The organism is Hydrocarboniphaga sp. (assembly GCF_965279055.1).
Classification (GTDB): Bacteria; Pseudomonadota; Gammaproteobacteria; order Nevskiales; family Nevskiaceae; genus Hydrocarboniphaga.
The window spans coordinates 2,437,424-2,455,978 of sequence record NZ_OZ257125.1 but is presented as its reverse complement, the minus strand read 5'-3'; the positions used below and the strand labels follow the sequence as shown (position 1 = coordinate 2,455,978).

Annotated in this window: 19 protein-coding genes; 12 read left to right on the top strand and 7 right to left on the bottom strand. The window is 65.5% G+C overall.

Features of this window, described 5'->3' with window-relative positions:
- Window positions 1–17: 17 nt before the first annotated feature.
- Entirely contained in the window at window positions 18–404 is a 387-nt protein-coding gene (locus ACQZF9_RS11075; protein WP_428313287.1) for a hypothetical protein, read from the bottom strand.
- A gap of 275 nt (window positions 405–679) precedes the next feature.
- Entirely contained in the window at window positions 680–1,303 is a 624-nt protein-coding gene (locus ACQZF9_RS11070; RefSeq protein ID WP_428313286.1) for a phospholipase D family protein, read from the bottom strand.
- Window positions 1,304–1,407: 104 nt separating this feature from the next.
- On the opposite strand from ACQZF9_RS11070, the gene lexA reads away from it, so the two are divergent.
- Entirely contained in the window at window positions 1,408–2,067 is a 660-nt protein-coding gene (lexA, locus tag ACQZF9_RS11065; RefSeq protein ID WP_428313285.1) for a transcriptional repressor LexA, read from the top strand.
- Here lexA and ACQZF9_RS11060 read toward each other — a convergent pair.
- Together ACQZF9_RS11060 and ACQZF9_RS11055 are read right to left on the bottom strand one after the other, a co-directional pair.
- Window positions 2,064–2,603: a cytochrome b gene (locus ACQZF9_RS11060; RefSeq protein WP_428313284.1), complete on the bottom strand. Its 540-nt coding sequence runs from the start codon at window positions 2,601–2,603 to the stop codon at window positions 2,064–2,066. The genes lexA and ACQZF9_RS11060 overlap by 4 nt on opposite strands.
- A complete protein-coding gene (locus ACQZF9_RS11055) occupies window positions 2,600–3,688 on the bottom strand; it encodes a catalase family peroxidase (RefSeq protein ID WP_428313283.1) in 1,089 nt (362 codons plus the stop codon). Before ACQZF9_RS11055 ends, ACQZF9_RS11060 begins: the two co-directional genes overlap by 4 nt.
- Before the next feature lie 59 nt (window positions 3,689–3,747).
- Between ACQZF9_RS11055 and ACQZF9_RS11050 the strand changes: the two genes are divergently transcribed.
- From ACQZF9_RS11050 to dkgB, 8 genes are all read left to right on the top strand, one after another.
- On the top strand, window positions 3,748–4,062 hold the full coding sequence (locus ACQZF9_RS11050) for a hypothetical protein (protein WP_428313282.1): 315 nt from the start codon (window positions 3,748–3,750) through the stop codon (window positions 4,060–4,062).
- A 68-nt stretch (window positions 4,063–4,130) separates the two neighbouring features.
- Window positions 4,131–4,895, top strand: coding sequence for an ROK family protein (locus ACQZF9_RS11045; RefSeq protein WP_428313281.1), 765 nt, complete (start codon window positions 4,131–4,133; stop codon window positions 4,893–4,895).
- A gap of 218 nt (window positions 4,896–5,113) precedes the next feature.
- A complete protein-coding gene (gene tkt, locus ACQZF9_RS11040; RefSeq protein ID WP_428313280.1) occupies window positions 5,114–7,171 on the top strand; it encodes a transketolase in 2,058 nt (685 codons plus the stop codon).
- A 9-nt stretch (window positions 7,172–7,180) separates the two neighbouring features.
- Window positions 7,181–10,012 (top strand): bifunctional transaldolase/phosoglucose isomerase, encoded by a 2,832-nt coding sequence (locus ACQZF9_RS11035; RefSeq protein ID WP_428313279.1) that lies wholly within the window; start codon window positions 7,181–7,183, stop codon window positions 10,010–10,012.
- Window positions 10,013–10,117: 105 nt separating this feature from the next.
- Window positions 10,118–11,095, top strand: a complete 978-nt coding sequence (gene gnd, locus ACQZF9_RS11030; RefSeq protein ID WP_428313278.1) for a phosphogluconate dehydrogenase (NAD(+)-dependent, decarboxylating) — start codon at window positions 10,118–10,120, stop codon at window positions 11,093–11,095.
- Window positions 11,095–12,657 carry a glucose-6-phosphate dehydrogenase gene (gene zwf, locus ACQZF9_RS11025; protein WP_428313277.1) on the top strand — a complete coding sequence of 521 codons (1,563 nt, stop codon included), beginning with the start codon at window positions 11,095–11,097 and terminating at the stop codon, window positions 12,655–12,657. The genes gnd and zwf overlap by 1 nt, the downstream gene beginning before the upstream one ends.
- The gene (locus ACQZF9_RS11020; protein WP_428313276.1) at window positions 12,654–13,484 is read left to right on the top strand and encodes an HAD family hydrolase; all 831 of its coding nucleotides are present in this window, start codon (window positions 12,654–12,656) and stop codon (window positions 13,482–13,484) included. Before zwf ends, ACQZF9_RS11020 begins: the two co-directional genes overlap by 4 nt.
- A 15-nt stretch (window positions 13,485–13,499) precedes the next feature.
- Window positions 13,500–14,303, top strand: a complete 804-nt coding sequence (dkgB, locus tag ACQZF9_RS11015) for a 2,5-didehydrogluconate reductase DkgB (protein ID WP_428313275.1) — start codon at window positions 13,500–13,502, stop codon at window positions 14,301–14,303.
- Window positions 14,304–14,328: 25 nt separating this feature from the next.
- Here the strand turns inward: dkgB and ACQZF9_RS11010 are convergent, their stop codons facing one another.
- Window positions 14,329–15,219, bottom strand: coding sequence for a LysR family transcriptional regulator (locus ACQZF9_RS11010; protein WP_428313274.1), 891 nt, complete (start codon window positions 15,217–15,219; stop codon window positions 14,329–14,331).
- A gap of 128 nt (window positions 15,220–15,347) precedes the next feature.
- On the opposite strand from ACQZF9_RS11010, the gene ACQZF9_RS11005 reads away from it, so the two are divergent.
- Together ACQZF9_RS11005 and ACQZF9_RS11000 are read left to right on the top strand one after the other, a co-directional pair.
- A complete protein-coding gene (locus ACQZF9_RS11005; protein WP_428313273.1) occupies window positions 15,348–16,169 on the top strand; it encodes an alpha/beta fold hydrolase in 822 nt (273 codons plus the stop codon).
- Window positions 16,170–16,180: 11 nt separating this feature from the next.
- Window positions 16,181–16,720 (top strand): HD domain-containing protein, encoded by a 540-nt coding sequence (locus ACQZF9_RS11000; RefSeq protein ID WP_428313272.1) that lies wholly within the window; start codon window positions 16,181–16,183, stop codon window positions 16,718–16,720.
- Window positions 16,721–16,955: 235 nt separating this feature from the next.
- On the opposite strand, the gene ACQZF9_RS10995 is transcribed toward ACQZF9_RS11000, so the two are convergent.
- Window positions 16,956–17,345 (bottom strand): hypothetical protein, encoded by a 390-nt coding sequence (locus tag ACQZF9_RS10995; protein WP_428313271.1) that lies wholly within the window; start codon window positions 17,343–17,345, stop codon window positions 16,956–16,958.
- A 127-nt stretch (window positions 17,346–17,472) separates the two neighbouring features.
- Between ACQZF9_RS10995 and ACQZF9_RS10990 the strand changes: the two genes are divergently transcribed.
- On the top strand, window positions 17,473–17,925 hold the full coding sequence (locus ACQZF9_RS10990) for a PaaI family thioesterase (RefSeq protein ID WP_428313270.1): 453 nt from the start codon (window positions 17,473–17,475) through the stop codon (window positions 17,923–17,925).
- Between the two features lie 48 nt (window positions 17,926–17,973).
- Here ACQZF9_RS10990 and ACQZF9_RS10985 read toward each other — a convergent pair whose 3' ends face one another.
- Window positions 17,974–18,513 carry a hypothetical protein gene (locus tag ACQZF9_RS10985; protein WP_428313269.1) on the bottom strand — a complete coding sequence of 180 codons (540 nt, stop codon included), beginning with the start codon at window positions 18,511–18,513 and terminating at the stop codon, window positions 17,974–17,976.
- Between the last annotated feature and the right edge of the window lie 42 nt (window positions 18,514–18,555).

The window sequence follows — 18,555 nt, the reverse complement described above, 5'->3', positions numbered from 1 at the left end:
CGTGCAGGGCCTCGGGCTCAGGGTGCGTCGAAGGACTCCTCGTCGTCTTCGCTCAGCATTTCCACCGCGATCCCCAGATGCGGCAGCTCCACCGGTGAGATCACGTAGCTGCTGTCGTCGTTGTCCTGGCGGATCACGAAGCCGAAAGTGAAGCTGCCGGCGACCGGCAGCCAGAACACCAGTGGTTCGTTGCCGGGTTCGCCTACCCAACCGGCGGCCGTCGCGGCGTCCTTGGCGCTTTCCCAGGCGTCGATGAACTCTTCCATGTCCGGCGGCGGCACATCACCGCCGTGCACTCGTGCCTCGGCATCGTTGATCGCGATTTCTCGCACCGTTTCTCGCACCGTCTTCAGATATTCCCAGTTGGAATCGACCGGGACGACGTCGTAGGCAAACCATTTCATCGGATTTCTCTGCAGATCTGCCGCGGGCGAGTCTTGTAGCACAGGCTCCCGGTGCGGGTTCGATCGGGGAGCGCACGGCAAACGCCGAACATAAAAAAACCCCGCGAGCCGGGGGAGACTCGCGGGGTACTGACTCCGGCGGGGAGGTGCCGGATCCGCCCTCGGGGGAGTGAGGCGGAGAACGTGGAATGGGGATATCCACGTTCGCGGTATTGGAGGCAAGGACGGGCCGATAGTTCAGCGCCGCAGCGTAACGAAATGTAAACCCAAGGCGATCAATGCGGCGTTGCCGGGCGACGCACGCCGGTGTCGTGTTCGACCCAGTGCATGTCGACGAAGTTGCCGTTGCGGGGGACCTCGTTGCGCGCCAGCGGCCGCGACTCCTTCCACAGCCGGCGCCACTCGGCGTCGTACTCGCTGGCGAAGTTCGCATGATTGCGCACCACCATCGCGTTCTCGGCATTGCCCCTGGCCGCGACCGAGGTATAGCTGAAGGAGCCGGTCTGTACCGTGTGCGAGTCGATCACCATGAACTTGTCGTGCATCGCCGCGTATTCGGAGTCGATGCGCACCGGGATCCCGGTGTTGGCCAGATATTGCGCGGCGCCGAAACGCTCGCCGAGGTTGGATTTGTCCAGCACCGCCTGCACGTCGACACCGCGGCGCTTGGCGGCGAGCAGGGCGCGGGCGATCGGCTTGGAGGTGAAGGCGTAGGCGGCGAGGCGGATACTGTGCTGGGCGGTGCCGATGGTTTCGATCACCAGTTCCTCGGCATTGAGGTCGCCGATGCCGGGCGAGAACGCGACTGCGACTTCGGCGGCGCCCGCCGGCTTGACGCTGACGAGCGTGGCGGCGGCGACGAACCAGACATAAATCCATTTGAAATTAGCGGTCTTCATTGCAAGGCACCGAAGCTGGATGAGGTTGTGGTTGCGCCCGGACACCGGGCCAAGAGATACTACCACTATTGGTAGTGCCCGCAATGGCAGGAACGGACAAAATCATGCAACTCGCTGCTCTGACTGAAAAACAAACCAAGGTGCTGGCCTTTTTGCAGCACTACATGCAGCAGAAAGGGCGCCCGCCGACCCAGGCTGAGATGGGCGACGCGCTCGGTTTCACGCGCTCGATGGCGCGGCTGCATCTGGCGGCGCTGGCCGAGAAGGGCTACATCTCGGCCGAGGACTCCACCGCACGCGGATTGAGGATCCTGCAGAGCACGATCGCCGCGCTGCCGCCGAACAGCCTGCCGGTCATCGGCCGCATCGCCGCCGGCACGCCGGTGATGAGCGACGAGAACGTGGAGGAGTATCTGACCGTCGAGCCGACGCTGTTCCGGCCGCGTGCGCAGTTCCTGCGCCGGGTCGAGGGCTGGTCGATGCGCAATGCCAACATCTTCGATCGTGATCTGGTCGGCATTCACCAGACCCACGAAGCCAGCAATCGCCAGATCGTCGCGGTGCGCATCCCCGATCCACAGACCGGCGACATGACGATGACGCTGAAGCGCTACACCCGTGACGGCAGGTACGTGGTGCTGCTGTCGGAGAACGACGACCAGGAGCGCTACGCTCCGATCCGCATCGATACGCACAACACCGAGTTCGCGATCGAGGGACTGTATGCCGGCCTGATCCGCCCTGCCGGCGGGCCGACGCCCTAGCGCCGGCGTAACGAGGCCATCGCCGACAGCACGCCGTCGCCGCGGATCAGGCCGTGAAACAGCGCCGCGCCCAAGTGCGCCAGCACGGTGAAGAACAGCAGGTAGGCGAGCAGCGCGTGCGCGCTGCGCAGATGCGCGTAAGTCATCGCGTCGGCCGGCATCAGCGGCGGCAGGTGCAGACCGCCGTAGATCAGGATCGGATAACCCTCGGCGGACAGCATCGCCCAGCCGACGATCGGCAAGGCCAACATCAGCGCGTACAACAGCCAGTGCGAGGCGTGAGCCGCGAATTTCTGCAAGGCCGGCAGATCCGCCGGCAACGGCGGCGCCGGATGCAGCAGCCGGTAGATCAGCCGGACCGCGGCCAGCACCAGGATCAAAATGCCGATGCTCTTGTGCACGCGCACCAACGCCGCGTAGTGCTCGGGCGCGCCGGCGATCATGCCGGCACCGATGAACAGCATCGCGACGATCAGCGCCGCCATGCTCCAGTGCAGCAGCCGCGCCAGCGGCGTGAAGCGCGTCTGCGTGCTCATGGCTCGCTCCCGGCCTTGCGGCCGTGCAAGGCACTGTCGCCCGGCGGCTCGCCGGCGCGGCGCCGGTACGACACCGCATAGGTATCCGAGCGCGCGCTGAGCAGCGGATCGTCCGAGCCCTGGATGCCCGAGGGCAGCACCAGAGGGTCGTAGACGATGTCGCGGCAGTCGCCGAGGTTTTCGCTGCTGGCGCCGGTGATGGTCAAAGTGCCGACATCGACCTGCTCGCGATCCTCGGGCCACGGCACCGCTGCCTGGTTGCTGGCATCGCCGGCGCCGGCAACGGTCACGATCAGATGCCAGACCAGCGGGCCGCGATCGAGCCTGGCCAGCAGATCGTCGAACAGCGCGTCGCGAGCCGGCGCGTCGGCGGACGAGGCCGTGGCCGGCTCGAACGACAGCTGCGGTTTCAGGCTCCAGCGAACGACATGACGCGCGCCGTCGCCGCCAATGAACACGAAGGCGTTGATGCTGTTGTAGGTGTCGTTGGCGAAACTCGACGAGTGCGGACGCGCGGCCATGCGCGCGCCGAAGGCGACGAATTCCGGATGTGCGTCGGCGAAAGCCCGCATCAAAGCCGGATCGGGCTTGCCGGTGGCCGGGTCGGGCGTGGAAGCGAGCGTCAGTTGCTGGAACGCCTGAGGCGTCGACACCGGAAAGCCGGGGATGTCGTTCATGCCGGTGCGCCATTCCTGCCCGTCGGGCAGACGCAGCTGCAGCGCGATGCTGCGCACCGGCACCGCGGCGTCGGCGGCGTAGGGATTGCCGCCGGCCAGCGCCAGCCGGCCGACCACGGTCGCGCGGGTTTTCTCGAAGAACGCAGTCGACGACAGCCGCGTGCCGTTGCCGTTGCCGACGAAATTTCCGCTGATGCAGATGCCCTTGGCGTGATTGCGGCGAAAGCCCGGATGCGGCCCGGCGCTGGCCTGCAGCGCGTCGACCATCGCGGCGCCGGACAGGCCGCGGCCACCGAGCCAGCCGCCGGTCCAGGCGAACGCGGCGCCGCACAACAGCAGCACCACGGCGATCAACAGCAGCCTGGCCAGCGTCGACACGGTCGACGCAGAGCGGGGTGTTCGAGACATGCGCGTCATTCCCTGCGAGCGTCCGCAATGCGGAGAATCTAGCGCATCTGGTTTCGGCCGTGTCATTGATCGTTTTCGCGCGGTCGCTGCGGGTGCTGATCTGGTTCGCCGCGGCGATGCAGCGCTGGTCGACCCCCCGTCTGCTGGCTCGCACGCACCTCGATCCGTCCACGCGTGAAACCGTCGGCGCGCTGGTGCGATATTCGGTGCTGGTATCCGGTTTCATGATCGTGATGCAGACGATCGGCATCAATCTCACCTCGCTGTCGGTGATCGCATCGAAGTCGGCGGTTTCGAAGGCGACTTGCTGTCGATCGGCATTGCTCGACGCCATTCACCAGCAGCTGGCGCAGCGCGAAATCAAGGCGGCCTGATCGGCTTGGGTTTGTCGATCACGCCGAGGTAACACTGCCGGCGCGACGATGTGCAACCATTGCGGCCGATGCGCGGTCCACGTACCGCACGCAACGGGCAGGGAGCACGCTTGAAACCTGGAATTCTGGCGGTCGACATCGGTGGTAGCGGCCTCAAGGCAGCGGTGCTGGATGAGCGCGGTACGATGCGCAGCGAGCGCGTCCGCATCGAGACGCCGCAGCCTTGTCCGCCCGATCTGCTGGTCGCCTCCGTCGCCGCGATGGTGCAGCCACTGCCGGCCTATGACCGTATTTCGATCGGCTTTCCTGGCGTGATCCGCAATCGGAAGGTACTGACCGCGCCGCATCTGGACACCGAACTCTGGGCGGGTTTCGCGCTGGCCGATGCGCTTTCCAAAAAGCTCGGCGGCTATCCGTCGAAGATCGTCAACGACGCCGAGATGCAGGGCCTGGCGCTGATTCGCGGCAAGGGTCTGGAACTGGCGATCACGCTTGGCACCGGCGTCGGCACCGCGCTGTTCCGCGACGGCGAAATGATGCCGCACATGGAGCTGGCCCATCATCCGCTGCGCGACGACAAGACCTACGATGAAGTACTCGGCAATGCCGCATATGAAAAGAGCGGCAGGAAGCGCTGGAACAAGCATCTGCGCAAGGCGCTGAAGTTTGTCGACGTGCTGCTGCATCCGGATCACATCATCATCGGCGGTGGCAACGCGCGCCACGTCGACAGCGAAGACCTGCCGGCAACGGTCAGCATCGGCTCCAACGCTGCCGGTATCGAGGGCGGCGCCGCGTTGTGGCGCGCCACCGACAAGCGGGCTCGCCGGTGAGCGGCGATCACCGGCGCCGTGTGCTTGGGCACGGGCGTACTCGAACCGCCGCCGTGGTCGCGCTAAAAGCAGCAGGCGGGCCAGGTTACACACCGGTACTTCCTGGCCGCGCCTCTGCCCCAAAAGGGCAGGTCTGATTCAGCTTCGTTCAGTAACATCACCCGGATCGCGCGGCAGGACGCCGTTGCATCCGACCATGCCGTTCAATGGAGCAGAACATGAGTGAGCAGCCGATCGATCGCCTGTGCATCGACACGATTCGTACGCTGGCGATGGACGCGGTGCAGAAAGCGAACTCCGGCCATCCCGGCACGCCGATGGCGCTGGCGCCGGTGGGCTACACGGTGTGGAAGCAGTTCCTCAAATATCATCCCGAGCATCCGGACTGGCCGAATCGCGATCGCTTCGTGCTGTCGGTCGGCCATGCCTCGATGCTGCTGTATTCGCTGTTGCATCTGGCCGGCATCCCGGAGATCGACGCCGACGGCAAGCGCAGCGGCAAACCGGCGGTGAGCCTCGACGACATCAAGGCGTTCCGCCAGCTCGACTCGAAAACGCCGGGCCATCCGGAATACCGCATGACCACCGGCGTGGAAACCACGACCGGCCCCTTGGGCCAGGGCTGCGGCAACAGCGTCGGCATGGCGATGGCCGAGCGCTGGCTCGCGGAGCGTTTCAATCGCGACGGCGGCCCGATCTTCGACTACAAGGTCTATGTGCTGTGCGGCGACGGCGACATGATGGAGGGCGTGTCCAACGAGGCCGCCTCGGTCGCCGGGCATCTGAAGCTGTCCAACCTGTGCTGGATCTACGACAACAACACCATCAGCATCGAGGGCCACACCGAGCTGGCCTTCAGCGAAGACGTCGCGATGCGGTTTCGCGGCCTTGGCTGGAACACGCTGCATGTGAAAGATGCCAACGACACCGCCGCGCTCGCGGCCGCGATCGAGACCTTCAAGAAAACCGGCGACAAGCCGACCCTGATCGTCGTCGACAGCGTCATCGGCTACGGCTCGCCGAACAAGCACAACACCGCGGCGGCGCATGGCGAACCGCTGGGCGCGGACGAAATCAAGCTGACCAAGAAAGCCTATGGCTGGCCGGAGGACTCCAGCTTCCTGGTGCCGGACGAGGCACGCCATGTATTGCGCGACGCGATGATCGAACGCGCCGGGCCGGCGTTTGAGCAATGGCAGCGCAACTACGACAAGCTCAAGGCCAGTGAGCCGACGTTGTACGACGAGCTGCAGCGCATGCGCCAGGGGCAGATGCCGCAGGACTGGGCCCGGGCCGAGCTGAGTTTCGACGCGGATGCCAAGGGCATCGCCACGCGCGAATCCGGCGGCAAGGTGCTCAACGAGTTTGCTAAAGCGGTGCCGTGGCTGCTCGGAGGCTCTGCCGACCTGTCGCCGTCGACCAAGACCAATCTGAAGTTCGAGGGCGCCGGCAGCTTTCAGGCAAAAAGCTACGGCGGCCGCAATCTGCATTTCGGCGTTCGCGAGCATGTGATGGGCTCGATCGCCAACGGCCTGGCGCTGAGCTATCTGCGGCCTTACACCTCGACTTTCCTGGTCTTCAGCGATTACATGAAGCCGCCGATCCGGCTCGCCTCGATCATGGAACTGCCGGTGATCTTCGTGTTCACGCACGACTCGATCGGCGTCGGCGAAGACGGGCCTACGCATCAGCCGATCGAGCACCTGTCGGCGCTGCGCGGCATTCCCGGCCTGATCGTGCTGCGCCCCGGCGACGCCAACGAAACCGCCGAGGCCTGGAAGCTGGCACTGGCGCAGACCCATCGGCCGAGTTGCATCGTGCTGACGCGCCAGCCGCTGCCGACGCTGGATCGCAAGAAATACGCAGCGGCCAGCGGCCTGAATCGCGGCGGCTACGTGCTTGCCGACGCCGAAGACGGCAAGCCGGACGTGATCCTGATCGGCACCGGCAGCGAGGTGTCACTGTGCATCGAGGCGCACGAGAAGCTCAAGGCCAGCGGCATCAAGTCGCGCGTGGTGTCGCTGCCGAGCTGGGAAATCTACGAGCAGCAGGACGCTGCGTATCGCGAGTCCGTGTTGCCCGCGGCGGTCACCGGCCGCGTCGCGGTGGAGCAGGCCGGGCCGCTGGGCTGGGACCGCTACGTTGGCAACAGCGGCGCCAAACTGGTAATGAACTCCTTCGGCGCCTCGGCGCCGATCGGCAAGCTGCAGGCCAAGTTCGGCTTCACCGTCGACAACCTGGTCAAGCTCGCCACCGAACAGGCATCGAGACAATAGGAAAACAGCATGAGTAATTTGCAAAAGCTCAGTGAGGCCGGGCAGTCGCCCTGGCTGGATTTCGTCAGTCGAGAATTCCTCAACAAGAAAGGCCTGCAGAAACTGGTCGCGGAGGACGGTCTCGGCGGCGTCACCTCCAACCCGTCGATCTTCGAGAAGGCGATGGGCCAGGGCAGCGACTACGACGAAAGCCACCAGGCCTTCCTCGACAAGAACCCCGACGCCGAGGTCGTCGATGTTTACGAGCACCTGGCGATCGAGGACATCCGCGTCGCGGCCGATGCGCTGCGCCCGGTCTACGACAGGACGAAGGCGCTCGACGGTTATGTCAGTCTCGAAGTCTCGCCGTACCTGGCGTTCGATACCGAAGGCTCGCTGGCCGAGGCGCGCCGGCTGTGGAAGATGGTGGACCGGCCGAACCTGATGGTGAAGATCCCGGGCACCGCCGAAGGTGTGCCGGCGATTCGCCAGGCGATCGCCGACGGCATCAACATCAACGTGACCCTGCTGTTCTCGCTGGACTCGTACAAGGCGGTCGCCGAAGCCTTCATCGCCGGGCTCGAAGAGCGCGCGAAGGCCGGCAAGAGCGTCGAGCGCATCGCCAGCGTCGCCAGCTTCTTCGTCAGCCGCATCGACGCCAAGATCGACGCGAAGATCGACGCCAGGCTCAAGGCCGGCGCCGGTGCCGACGAGGCGCTGCTGAAGTCGCTGAAGGGCAAGGTCGCGATCGCCAACGCCAAGCTCGCCTACCAGTACTACGAGCAGTTGATCGCCGAGCCGCGCTGGAAGGCGCTGGCCGCGAAAGGCGCGCAAGTGCAGCGCCTGCTGTGGGCGTCCACCGGCGTCAAGAATCCGGACTATCCGGACACGCTGTACGTCGACACGCTGATCGGCAAGGACACCGTCAACACGATGCCGCCGAAGACCATGGACGCGTTCCGCGATCACGGCACCGTGGCGATCACGATCACGCAGGACCTGGACGCGGCGAAGCAAGTACTGGCCGATGCCGAACGCCTGGGCCTGGATCTGGCGGGCGTTACGGCCGACCTGGTACCGGACGGCGCCAAGCAGTTCACCGATGCCGCCGACGCGCTGCTGGCCGCCGTCGGTGCCAAGCGCACCGCATTTCTCGGCAAACGCCAGAACGGCGCCCGCTTCGATCTGCCGGAGCCGCTCAAAAAAAAAATTGAAACGCGACTAGTTCAGGCGCGCCAGGACGGGTGGTCGCGCCGTCTGTGGCAAGGCGACGCCTCGTTGTGGACCGGCCGCGACGAAGCCCAATGGCTGGGCTGGCTCGCCGCCGCCGAAGGCAAGCAGGTCGACGCGAATGCGCTGAACCAGCTCGGTAAGGACATCGCCGCCGAAGGTTACAAGGATGCGGTGCTGCTCGGCATGGGCGGATCGAGCCTGGGGCCCGAAGTGCTGTCGCTGACGCTGGGCTCGGTCAAAGGCTCGCCGCGCCTGCACGTGCTCGACTCCACCGATCCGCAGCAGATCGCGGCGGTGCAGGCGAGTGTCGATTTGAGCAAAACCCTGTTCATCGTTTCGAGCAAATCCGGCTCGACGCTGGAGCCGGAAATCTTGCGCGCCTACTTTCACGCGGCCGTGGTCAAGGCGGTCGGTGAGGGGCAGGCCGGCCGGCAGTTCATCGCCATCACCGATCCCGGCTCCAGGCTCGAAGCCGCCGCAAAACGCGACGGCTATCGCGCGATCTTCAGCGGCGATCCGACGATCGGCGGCCGTTACTCGGTGCTGTCGGCGTTCGGTGCGGTGCCGCTGGCGGTGACCGGTCACGACGTCGCCGCGTTCTATCAGCGCGCCCAGGCCATGGTTCGTGCCTGCGGCCCGAGTGCGCCGCCGGCGATCAATCCCGGTGTCGAGCTGGGCGCGGTGATCGGCGAAGCCGCGGTCGCCGGCCGCGACAAGCTGACGATCTTCGCCTCGCCGAAGCTGTCCAGCATCGGCTACTGGCTGGAGCAGCTGCTGGCGGAATCCACCGGCAAGCACGGCAAGGGCATCGTGCCGGTCGCGGCCGAGCCGATCGCGGCGCCTTCGGCTTATGGCGCGGATCGCTTGTTTGCGTATATCAAGCTCGACGGCGACGCATCGGCCGATCTCGACGTCAAGGTCGCCGCGCTGGCCAAAGCCGGCCATCCGGTGGTGACCATCACGCTGGCCGACGCCCAGCAGATTGGCCAGGAATTCGTGCGCTGGGAAGTCGCCACCGCGATCGCTGGCGCCGTGATCGGCATCGATCCTTTCGATCAGCCCGACGTCGAGGCCAGCAAGATCAAGACGCGTGCACTGACCGACGATTACGAGAAAAGCGGCAAGCTTGCAGCGGAATCGCCGCTGGCCGAAGACGGTGCGCTGGCTTTCTACGGCGACACGGCGCTGAAAGCCGATGGCTCGCTGAAAGGCGTGCTCGCCGCGCATCTGGCGCGCTTGAAAGCCGGCGATTACGCGGCGCTGCTCGCCTATGTCGAGCGCAAGCCCGAGCACGAGTCGCTGATCGAGGGCATGCGTGTCGCGATCCGCGACAGCAGACACAATGCGACGGTCTCCGGCTTCGGCCCGCGGTTCCTGCATTCCACCGGCCAGGCCTACAAGGGCGGCCCGAACAGCGGCGTGTTCCTGCAGATCACGTCTGACGCGGCGAAGGATCTGGCGATACCGGATCGCAAGGCCAGCTTCGGCGTGGTCCTGCTGGCGCAGGCTCAGGGCGATCTCGGCGTCCTGCGCGAACGCGGCCGCCGCTGGCTGCGCATCCATATCAAGGACGGCGATGTCGCCGGTGGGCTGGAGCGGATTGCGGCGGCGGTAAAGCAGGTGGTTTGAGCAGGATTTGAAACCACACTCCGTTCCTCCCAAGTAGTCGCTTGCGGCGTATCGAGGGACCGATCGCGACGTTGTAAACGGATCATCTTCAATCAGGAGTCAGTCATGCAGCTCGGCATCATCGGACTCGGTCGCATGGGCGGTAATATCGCCCGGCGCCTGATGCGCAAGGATCACACGACGGTCGTCTACGATCGCAGCAAGGACACCGTCGCGGCCCTGGTGAAAGAAGGCGCGACCGGCGCCGACGATCTCAAGGATTTCGTCGCCAAGCTCGACAAGCCGCGCGCGATCTGGGTGATGCTGCCGGCCGGTGCGCCGACCGAGGACACGATCAACCAACTCGCGGCGATGCTCGACGCCGACGACGCGATCATCGACGGCGGCAACAGCTTCTACAAGGACGACATCCGCCGCGCCAAGGCGCTGGCCGAGAAAAAAATCCACTACGTCGACGTCGGTACTTCCGGCGGCGTCTGGGGCCTGGAGCGCGGCTACTGCATGATGATCGGCGGCGACACGCCGGTATTCGAGCGGCTGGAGCCGCTGTTCGACACATTGGCGCCGGGCATCGGCACGATCGATCGCACGCCGGGCCTCGGCACGGCCAACGCGCGCGCGGAGCGCGGCTATATCCACGCCGGCCCGGCCGGCTCCGGGCACTTCGTCAAGATGGTGCACAACGGCATCGAGTACGGCCTGATGCAGGCCTATGCCGAAGGCTTCGACATCCTCAAGAACAAGAATTCGACGGCGCTGCCGGAAGATCAGCGCTTCGATCTGAACATGACCGACATCGCCGAAGTCTGGCGCCGCGGCAGCGTGGTGTCGTCGTGGCTGCTGGATCTGACTGCGCTGGCCCTGGCCGGCGATCCCGAACTGTCCAAGTACAGCGGCGACGTCGCCGACAGCGGCGAAGGCCGCTGGACCATCGACGCCGCGGTCGAGCAGGCGGTACCGGTGCCGGTGCTGGCGACCTCGCTGTTTGCGCGCTTCCGTTCGCGCGAGCAACACACTTACGCCGACAAGCTGTTGTCGGCGATGCGCTTCGGCTTCGGCGGCCACGTCGAGATTCCGCAGTAATGGCCAAGGCCAGGGATGGCGCGAGCGGCAAAAAAGCGCCGAAGCGGAAAGCCAGACCCGATCTGAAAGTGGCGCCGGTCGCCCCAGCGGCGACGCTGTTCCTGTTCGGCGCCGCAGGCGATCTGGTCAGGCGCCTGCTGATGCCGGCGCTGTGCAACCTGCGCCGCGACGGACTGATCGACGACGGCCTGCGCATCGTCGGCGTCGATCACAATGCGCGCAGCGATCGCGAATACGCCAATAGCCTGCGCGATTTCATCCGCGACGAAGTCAAGAATCAGAAGCTCGATACCAAGTTGTGGGCGAAGATCGCCAAGCGCATCTCCTACATACAGGGCGATTTCCTCGACGACGCGACTTACGCCGCGATCGCCGAGCGGATCGGCGACGGCGTCAACGGCAACGCGGTGTTCTATCTGGCGACGGCGCCGCGCTTCTTCGGTGACATCGTCGAGCACCTCGGCAAGGCGCAGCTGCTGCTTGAGACCCGGGCTACTTTCCGCCGTGTGATCATCGAAAAACCCTTCGGCTCCGACCTGAAATCCGCGCAGGAACTCAACGCGCGCATCCTCGAGGTCATGGCGGAGAAGCAGGTCTATCGCATGGACCATTTCCTCGGCAAGGAAACGGTGCAGAACATCCTGGTCAGCCGCTTTGCCAATGGTTTCTTCGAGGCGATCTGGAACCATCACTACATCGATCACATCCAGATCACCGCGGCCGAGACCGTCGGCGTCGAGCAGCGCGGCTCGTTCTACGAAGGCACCGGGGCGCTGCGCGACATGGTGCCGAATCACCTGATGCAGTTGCTGGCGATGGTCGCGATGGAGCCGCCGTCGGCTTTCGCGGCCGACGCGGTGCGCGACGAGAAAGCCAAGCTGCTCGGTGCGATCCGTCCGACCACGGCTGAAGAGGCTCGGAGCAATGGCGTGCGCGGCCAGTACGGCGCCGCCACCGTCGCCGGAGCGAGGCTGGCGGCGTATCGCAAGGAAGCGAAGGTCGCGCCCGACAGCGACACCGAAACCTACGTCGCGCTGAAACTGATGATCGACAACTGGCGCTGGGTCGGCGTGCCGTTCTATCTGCGCACCGGCAAGCGCCTGAGCGCGCGCGATACCGAGATCGCGGTCTGCTTCAAGCCGGCGCCGTATGCGCAGTTCCGCGGCACCAAGATCGGCGAGCTCAAGCCGAACTACCTGGTGATGCAGATCCAGCCGAACGAGGGACTGTGGCTGGATTTCCATGCCAAGCGCCCGGGGCCGGTGGTCGAGCTCGCCGACGTCGACATGGGTTTCGCCTACGCCGACGCGTTCGAACTACAGCCCTCGACCGGCTATGAAACCCTGGTCTATGACTGCCTGATCGGCGACCAGACCCTGTTCCAGCGAGCCGATGCGATCGAATCCGGCTGGCGCGCGGTGCAGCCTTTTCTCGATGCATGGAAAAAAGGCCAGGGCGAGGTGCAGCGCTACGCCGCCGGCAGCGCCGGCCCTCAATCTGCAGACGAACTGCTCGCGCGCGATGGCCGGCGTTGGCATGTGCTCGGCGACGAGGCCGCATGAGCAGCGCACTGCCGCCCATCGAGCTGATGATTTCCGATGTCGACGGCACCCTGGTGCACGCCGACAAGACGGTCGGCGAGGCGACCATCGCCGCGGTGCAGGAACTGCGTGCGGCCGGCGTGCCGTTCACCATCGTCAGCAGCCGGCCGCCGCGCGGCATGCTGTATCCGCGGCGCATGCTGGGTATCGACCAGCCTTTCGCCGCATTCAACGGCGGCAGTATCGTCAATGCGGACGGCAGCATCGCGCTCGCCAACCGGCTGACGAAGGCTGCGGCGAAAACCGCGCTGGACATGCTGCTCGGCTACCAGATCGAAACCTGGGTCTATGCCGACGACGACTGGATGGTGCTCGACGTCAATGGCGAATACGTGCCGCGCGAGCGCCGCACGATCGCGTCCGAGCCGGTGGTGGTCGAAAGCTACGAGCCTTTTCTGGACCGTATCGACAAGATCGTCGCCGCGAGCTCGGATCATCCGCGCCTGGCGCAGATCGAAAAGCAGCTGGCCGCCGCGGTCGACGGCCAGGCACGCGCGCTGCGCTCGCAGGCCTATTACATCGACGTCACCGCGCTGCAGGCGACCAAGGGCTACGCCGTCACCGCGCTGGCCGAACGCTACGGCGTGCCACTGGAGCGCGTCGCCGTGATCGGCGACGCCGACAACGATCTGCCGATGTTCGAGAAGGCGGGCCTGGCGATCGCGATGGGCCAGGCCAGCGACGCGGTGAAAGCCAGGGCGGCGTTCGTCACCGACAGCAACGTCGACGATGGCGTGGCCAGCGCGATCCGCCGATACGTATTGCCGCGAGTTCACGCCAACCGCTAGAAAATGGAGCAGCAGATGAGCATTCCCGCATTCGGTATCGGCACTTTCCGGCTCAAGGACCAGGTCGTGATCGACTCGGTGAGCAACGCGCTGGAGCTGGGTTATCGCGCGATCGATACCGCGCAGATTTACGACAACGAGGCCGAGGTCGGCAAGGCGATCGCCGACAGCGGCGTGCCGCGCAGCGAGCTGTTCCTGACCACCAAGATCTGGGTCGACAACTTTGCGCGCGACAAGCTGATCCCCAGTCTGAAAACCAGCCTGGAAAAACTACGCACGGATCACGTCGATCTGTGCCTGATCCACTGGCCGTCGCCGGGCGGCGCGGTACCGCTGCCCGAGTTCATGGGCGCGCTGGCCGAGGCCAAGGCGCAGGGGCTGACGAAGCACATCGGCGTTTCCAATTTCACCATCGACCTGACCAAGCAGGCCGTCGCCGCGGTCGGCGCCGGTGCAATAGCGACCAACCAGGTCGAGCTGCATCCCTATCTGCAGAACCGCAAGCTCGCCGACTGGTCGCGCCGCAACGGCGTGCATCTGACTTCCTACATGACGCTGGCCTACGGCGAAGTGCTGAAGGATCCGGTGATCATCAGGATCGCCAATGAACGCGGCGCAACGCCGGCACAGGTGGCGCTGGCCTGGGCCCTGCAGCTGGGCTATTCGATAATTCCGTCGTCGACGCGCCGCGAGAATCTGCAGAGCAACCTGCAGGCGCAGCAGCTCAAGCTCAGTGCCGACGACATCGCGCATATCGCGACGCTGGACCGTGGCCGCCGCCTGGCGGCTCCGGCGCGCTTGGTGCCGGACTGGGATTGACGCGCGGGCTCGCCCGCGACCACGCTCAGCCTCTCAGCCGGCGCGAGTCCATTTCGAAGGCTTCTACCAGCCAGTCGCCGACCGCGCGAAAGCGCCGGATTTTGGCCGCGTCGCGGTGGCTCAGCAGCCACAACTCGCGGTGCAGTTCCGGTGCAGCCGACAGCCGTTTGAGGCCGTGCTTTTCGCCGATGATGCAAGGCAGCAGCGCCAGGCCGAGGCCGGCTTCGCAGGCACGCAGCAGTGTGCCGACATTGCTGGCTTTCAGCACCTGTCGCGGTGCCGGCTGCAGCTGCGCCAGCCACTGCATCTCGGGCATCGTGGCCAGCTCGTCGTCGTAGGCGAGCCAGGGCTGCGCACTCCAGTGTTCGCATGACACGCCGGCGAAGCGCTGGCTGGCGTAGACCGCCATGCCGACTTCTCCAAGCTTGCGCATCAGCAGCGCCGCGTCCTGCGTCGGCTGAGCCAGGCGCAGTGCAAAGTCGGCTTCGCGGCGAGTGAAAGACAGATTGCTGTCGCTGCTGATCAACTTGATCTGCAACTGCGGGTGCTGTTGCAACAGCGACGGCAGATGGGCCATCAGCCAATGATCGAACAGCGCGTTGACCGCGGTCAGGCGCACCGTGCCGCCGATGCCTTCGGCCTCCGCGCGCGTCTCCAGTTGCAGTGCCTGCATGTCGCCAACGATCTGTTCGGCGCGGGCGATGAACACCGCACCGGCGTCGGTCGCCTGATAGCCGAGATTGCTGCGGATGAACAGCCGCGTGTTCAATGCCGCTTCCACCGCGGCGACGCGCCGGCTGATCGTCGACACGTCGACGCCCAGGTCGCGCGCGGCCGCGCTCATGCTGCCGGTGCGTGCCAGGCTCAGCATCAGCGGGATGTCGTTCCAGTCCAGTTGCGGCGCGGCCTTGCTCATCGGTGGCGTCTTCCCGGGCGGGCAGGGCGCTTTGCAGATTTGCAAAGCAGGCTTTCCAGTTTAGTGATTCCGTCGCGGGCTCGCGAAGCCCAAGCTGTTCCCACACCACGACAGCTGCTGGGAAGACGATGAGCAGTTTCACGGCGAAGGACGGCACGCGGATTTTCTACAAGGACTGGGGCAGGGGGCAGCCGGTGCTGTTCAGCCATGGCTGGCCGCTCAGCGCCGACGCCTGGGACGCGCAGTTGGTGTTCCTCGGCCACAAGGGTTTTCGCGTGATTGCCCACGATCGCCGCAGCCACGGTCGCTCCGACCAGACCTGGAACGGCAACGACATGGACACCTACGCCGACGACCTCTCCACGCTGATCGAGAAGCTGGAGCTGAAAGACCTGATCATGGTCGGCCATTCCACCGGCGGCGGCGAAGTCGCGCGCTATCTCGGCCGCCACGGCACGCGGCGCGTCGCCAAGGCGGTGCTGGTCGGTGCGGTGCCGCCGCTGATGCTGAAGACCGCGGCGAATCCGCTGGGCCTGCCGATCGAAGTCTTCGACGGCATCCGCGCCGGCACCAGCGACAATCGCTCGCAGTTCTTCAAGGACCTGAGTCTGCCGTTCTACGGCTACAACCGTGACGGCGCCAGGATCTCCGAAGGCGTGCGTGAATCGTTCTGGCTTCAGGGCATGATGGGCGGGATCAAGGGCCAGCTCGATTGCATACGCGAATTTTCCGAAGTCGATTACAGCGACGATCTGAAGAAGATCGACGTGCCGACCTTGTTCATCCACGGCGACGACGACCAGATCGTGCCGATCGACGCCGCGGCGCGCCAGGCGTCGAAGCTGGTCAAAGGCTCGGTGCTGAAAGTCTACAAGGGTGGTGATCACGGCCTGCCGACCACGCAGCCGGAGCGCTTCAACGAAGACCTGCTGGCGTTCATCAAGGCATGAGCGGCGGCGCGATGTTGAGGACTCGGATCGATCGTCTCGACGAGCTGCTGCAGCGCCACGCCGGCGTGCTCGGCGCGGACTTCGCCGGCTATCGCAACCACTGCTATCGCGTCGTCAATTTCGCGATGGCGTTCTGCACGAGCGTCGACGAGCAGACCGTCGACAAATTGGCCGTCGCCGCAGCCTTCCATGATCTCGGCATCTGGACCACCGGCAGCTTCGACTACCTCGATCCTTCCGAACGGCTGGCTCGGGAACATCTGCGCGAGCTGCGCCGCGAAGACTGGTCCGCCGATGTCGTCGCGATGATCCAGCAACATCACAAGATCAGACGCTGCAGCAGCGCTTCGGGCGATATGGCCGAGGTGTTTCGCAAGGCCGACCTGGTCGATGTCAGCCTCGGTGTGGTCGGCTTCGGTTTGAGCCGCGAATTCCGGCGGCAGGTGAAAGCCCGGTTTCCGAACGCCGGCTTTCATCGCTGCCTGTTGCGGCTGACCGCGGCGCGGCTGAGGAGCCATCCGTTGAGCCCGCTGCCGATGATGCGCTGGTGAAGTCGTGGCGCCTTCCATCGCGATGCAGCCACCGTTGACGCGGCCGGTACAGGGCGGCGCCAGCATCGCGACGCAAGCTCAGCGCTGACCTTGCGTGCCGCGCGTCGGCGCCGGCGTACTTCCCGCGACGGCGTACAGCGCGGCACCCTGGTCAGCCTCGATCTTTATCGCCCGTGTAGCTGAACGGTGAGACTCGTTGCGGCCATGGGCGGCTCCTGCGAGTGTCGCCGCAAACTCAGTCGCGGCAGAAGCCTTCGCTCTGCCGGATCGTCAGGCAGTTGGTTTTCCCCGCCAGCCACTTCATTCCGGTCTGCTGGCCGTTGGTCGCACGTATCGTCTCCAGCTTGCCGTCGCGCTGGAACTCGATGTGATCGCCGACGCCCTTGCCCTCGTAGGTGGCGGGGCCGTCGAGCGAGGTGACCTTCACGCTGTAGACGCCGCTGCTCCTGGACAGATCCAGCAGCGTGCCCTCGGGGCCGGTCCAGCGGCCCATCCAGGCTTCGGGCACCGAGTCTGCGGCGACGGCCGCCGTGGCGGCTGCGTCGCTGCTCGGCGTTTGTCTGTCGCAGGCACTGAGTGCGCCGAGCACGAAGATCGCCACCGCCGCGAGTTGGAATCGTTTCATCGTCGGCCCTGGTTGGTACAGGCTTGCAATTTAGCAGCGGATTGGCGGGCGCGAGCTGAATGCCGGCGTTGAAAGATGACGATTGTCATATTAGAGTCGGCCGAATCATCGAGGATGGATCAGGCATATGAACGTACACGACCGTTACGCCGGACTCAGCGGCATCGAGCAGATGCGCGCGCTGCAGGCCAGTGGCGGCAGGCCACCGATCATGGAGACCTTGCAGTTCGAGCTGCTCGAAGTCGAAGACGGACGCGTCGCATTTGTCGGCACGCCGGGGCCGCATGCCTACAATCCGATCGGCTCGATCCATGGCGGCTATGCCGCGACGCTGCTCGATTCGGCCTGTGGCTGCGCGGTGCATACGCGGCTGTCGGCGACGCAGGCGTATACGACTTTGGAGCTGAAGATTTCGTATCTGCGCGGCATGAGCGCCGACACCGGCCTGGTGAGGGCCGAAGGCAGCGTGATCTCCGTGGGCCGCCGCGTCGCCTTTGCCGAGGCCAGGCTGGTCGACGCCAAGGGCAAGCTGCTGGCGACCGCGAGTTCGACTTTGCTGGTGATCGACAAGGCGGCCTGATCCACCGCGTCCCTCAATACTCCGGCGGAAGCCGGCTGCTCGCGCGAATCAGGCCTCCGGCTTCCAGCGATAGCGATCCATCGGCGCGTATTCGCTGGTCAGCGTGCCGTCGGGGCGCATGATGCGCAGCACGATGTCGCCGAGGCCGGAGCGCAGTTTGTTGCTGGCCTCGTCGAAGGTGTCGCGGTTGACGATCTCGACGCGCGCGCGGCGCGGCGCGCGCTTGAGACGGCTGATCGCCTCCTCGTCCTCGATCATCACGCTGCCGACTGCGGGCGGCTCCGGCGAATTGGCGAAGCGCGGCGAGCTAGGGATGCCGGCGCGCGCCAGCGCGTCCTTTTCGTCTTCCAGTGCGGTTTCGATCGCCAGCAGGTCGGCGCCCAGCGCCTGTTCCTGGCGGCCATAGCGCTCCAGCACCTCGGCGGCGATGCGCTGGCGCGCCAGGTCCAGTTCGCGGCGCGCGTATTCGCCGGCTTCGACGCGGATCGCGGTGAGCGCATCGTTGGTCTGGTTGAAGGCCCGCTTCAGCTGGGGCAGCTTGCCGGGGCCGTCCAGCAGTTCGAGGTTGGCGTGCTTGTCGTCGCTCATCGGGAAAGTCTCTTGAAGGGTCGTTCCGGAATGCCGCAGGCG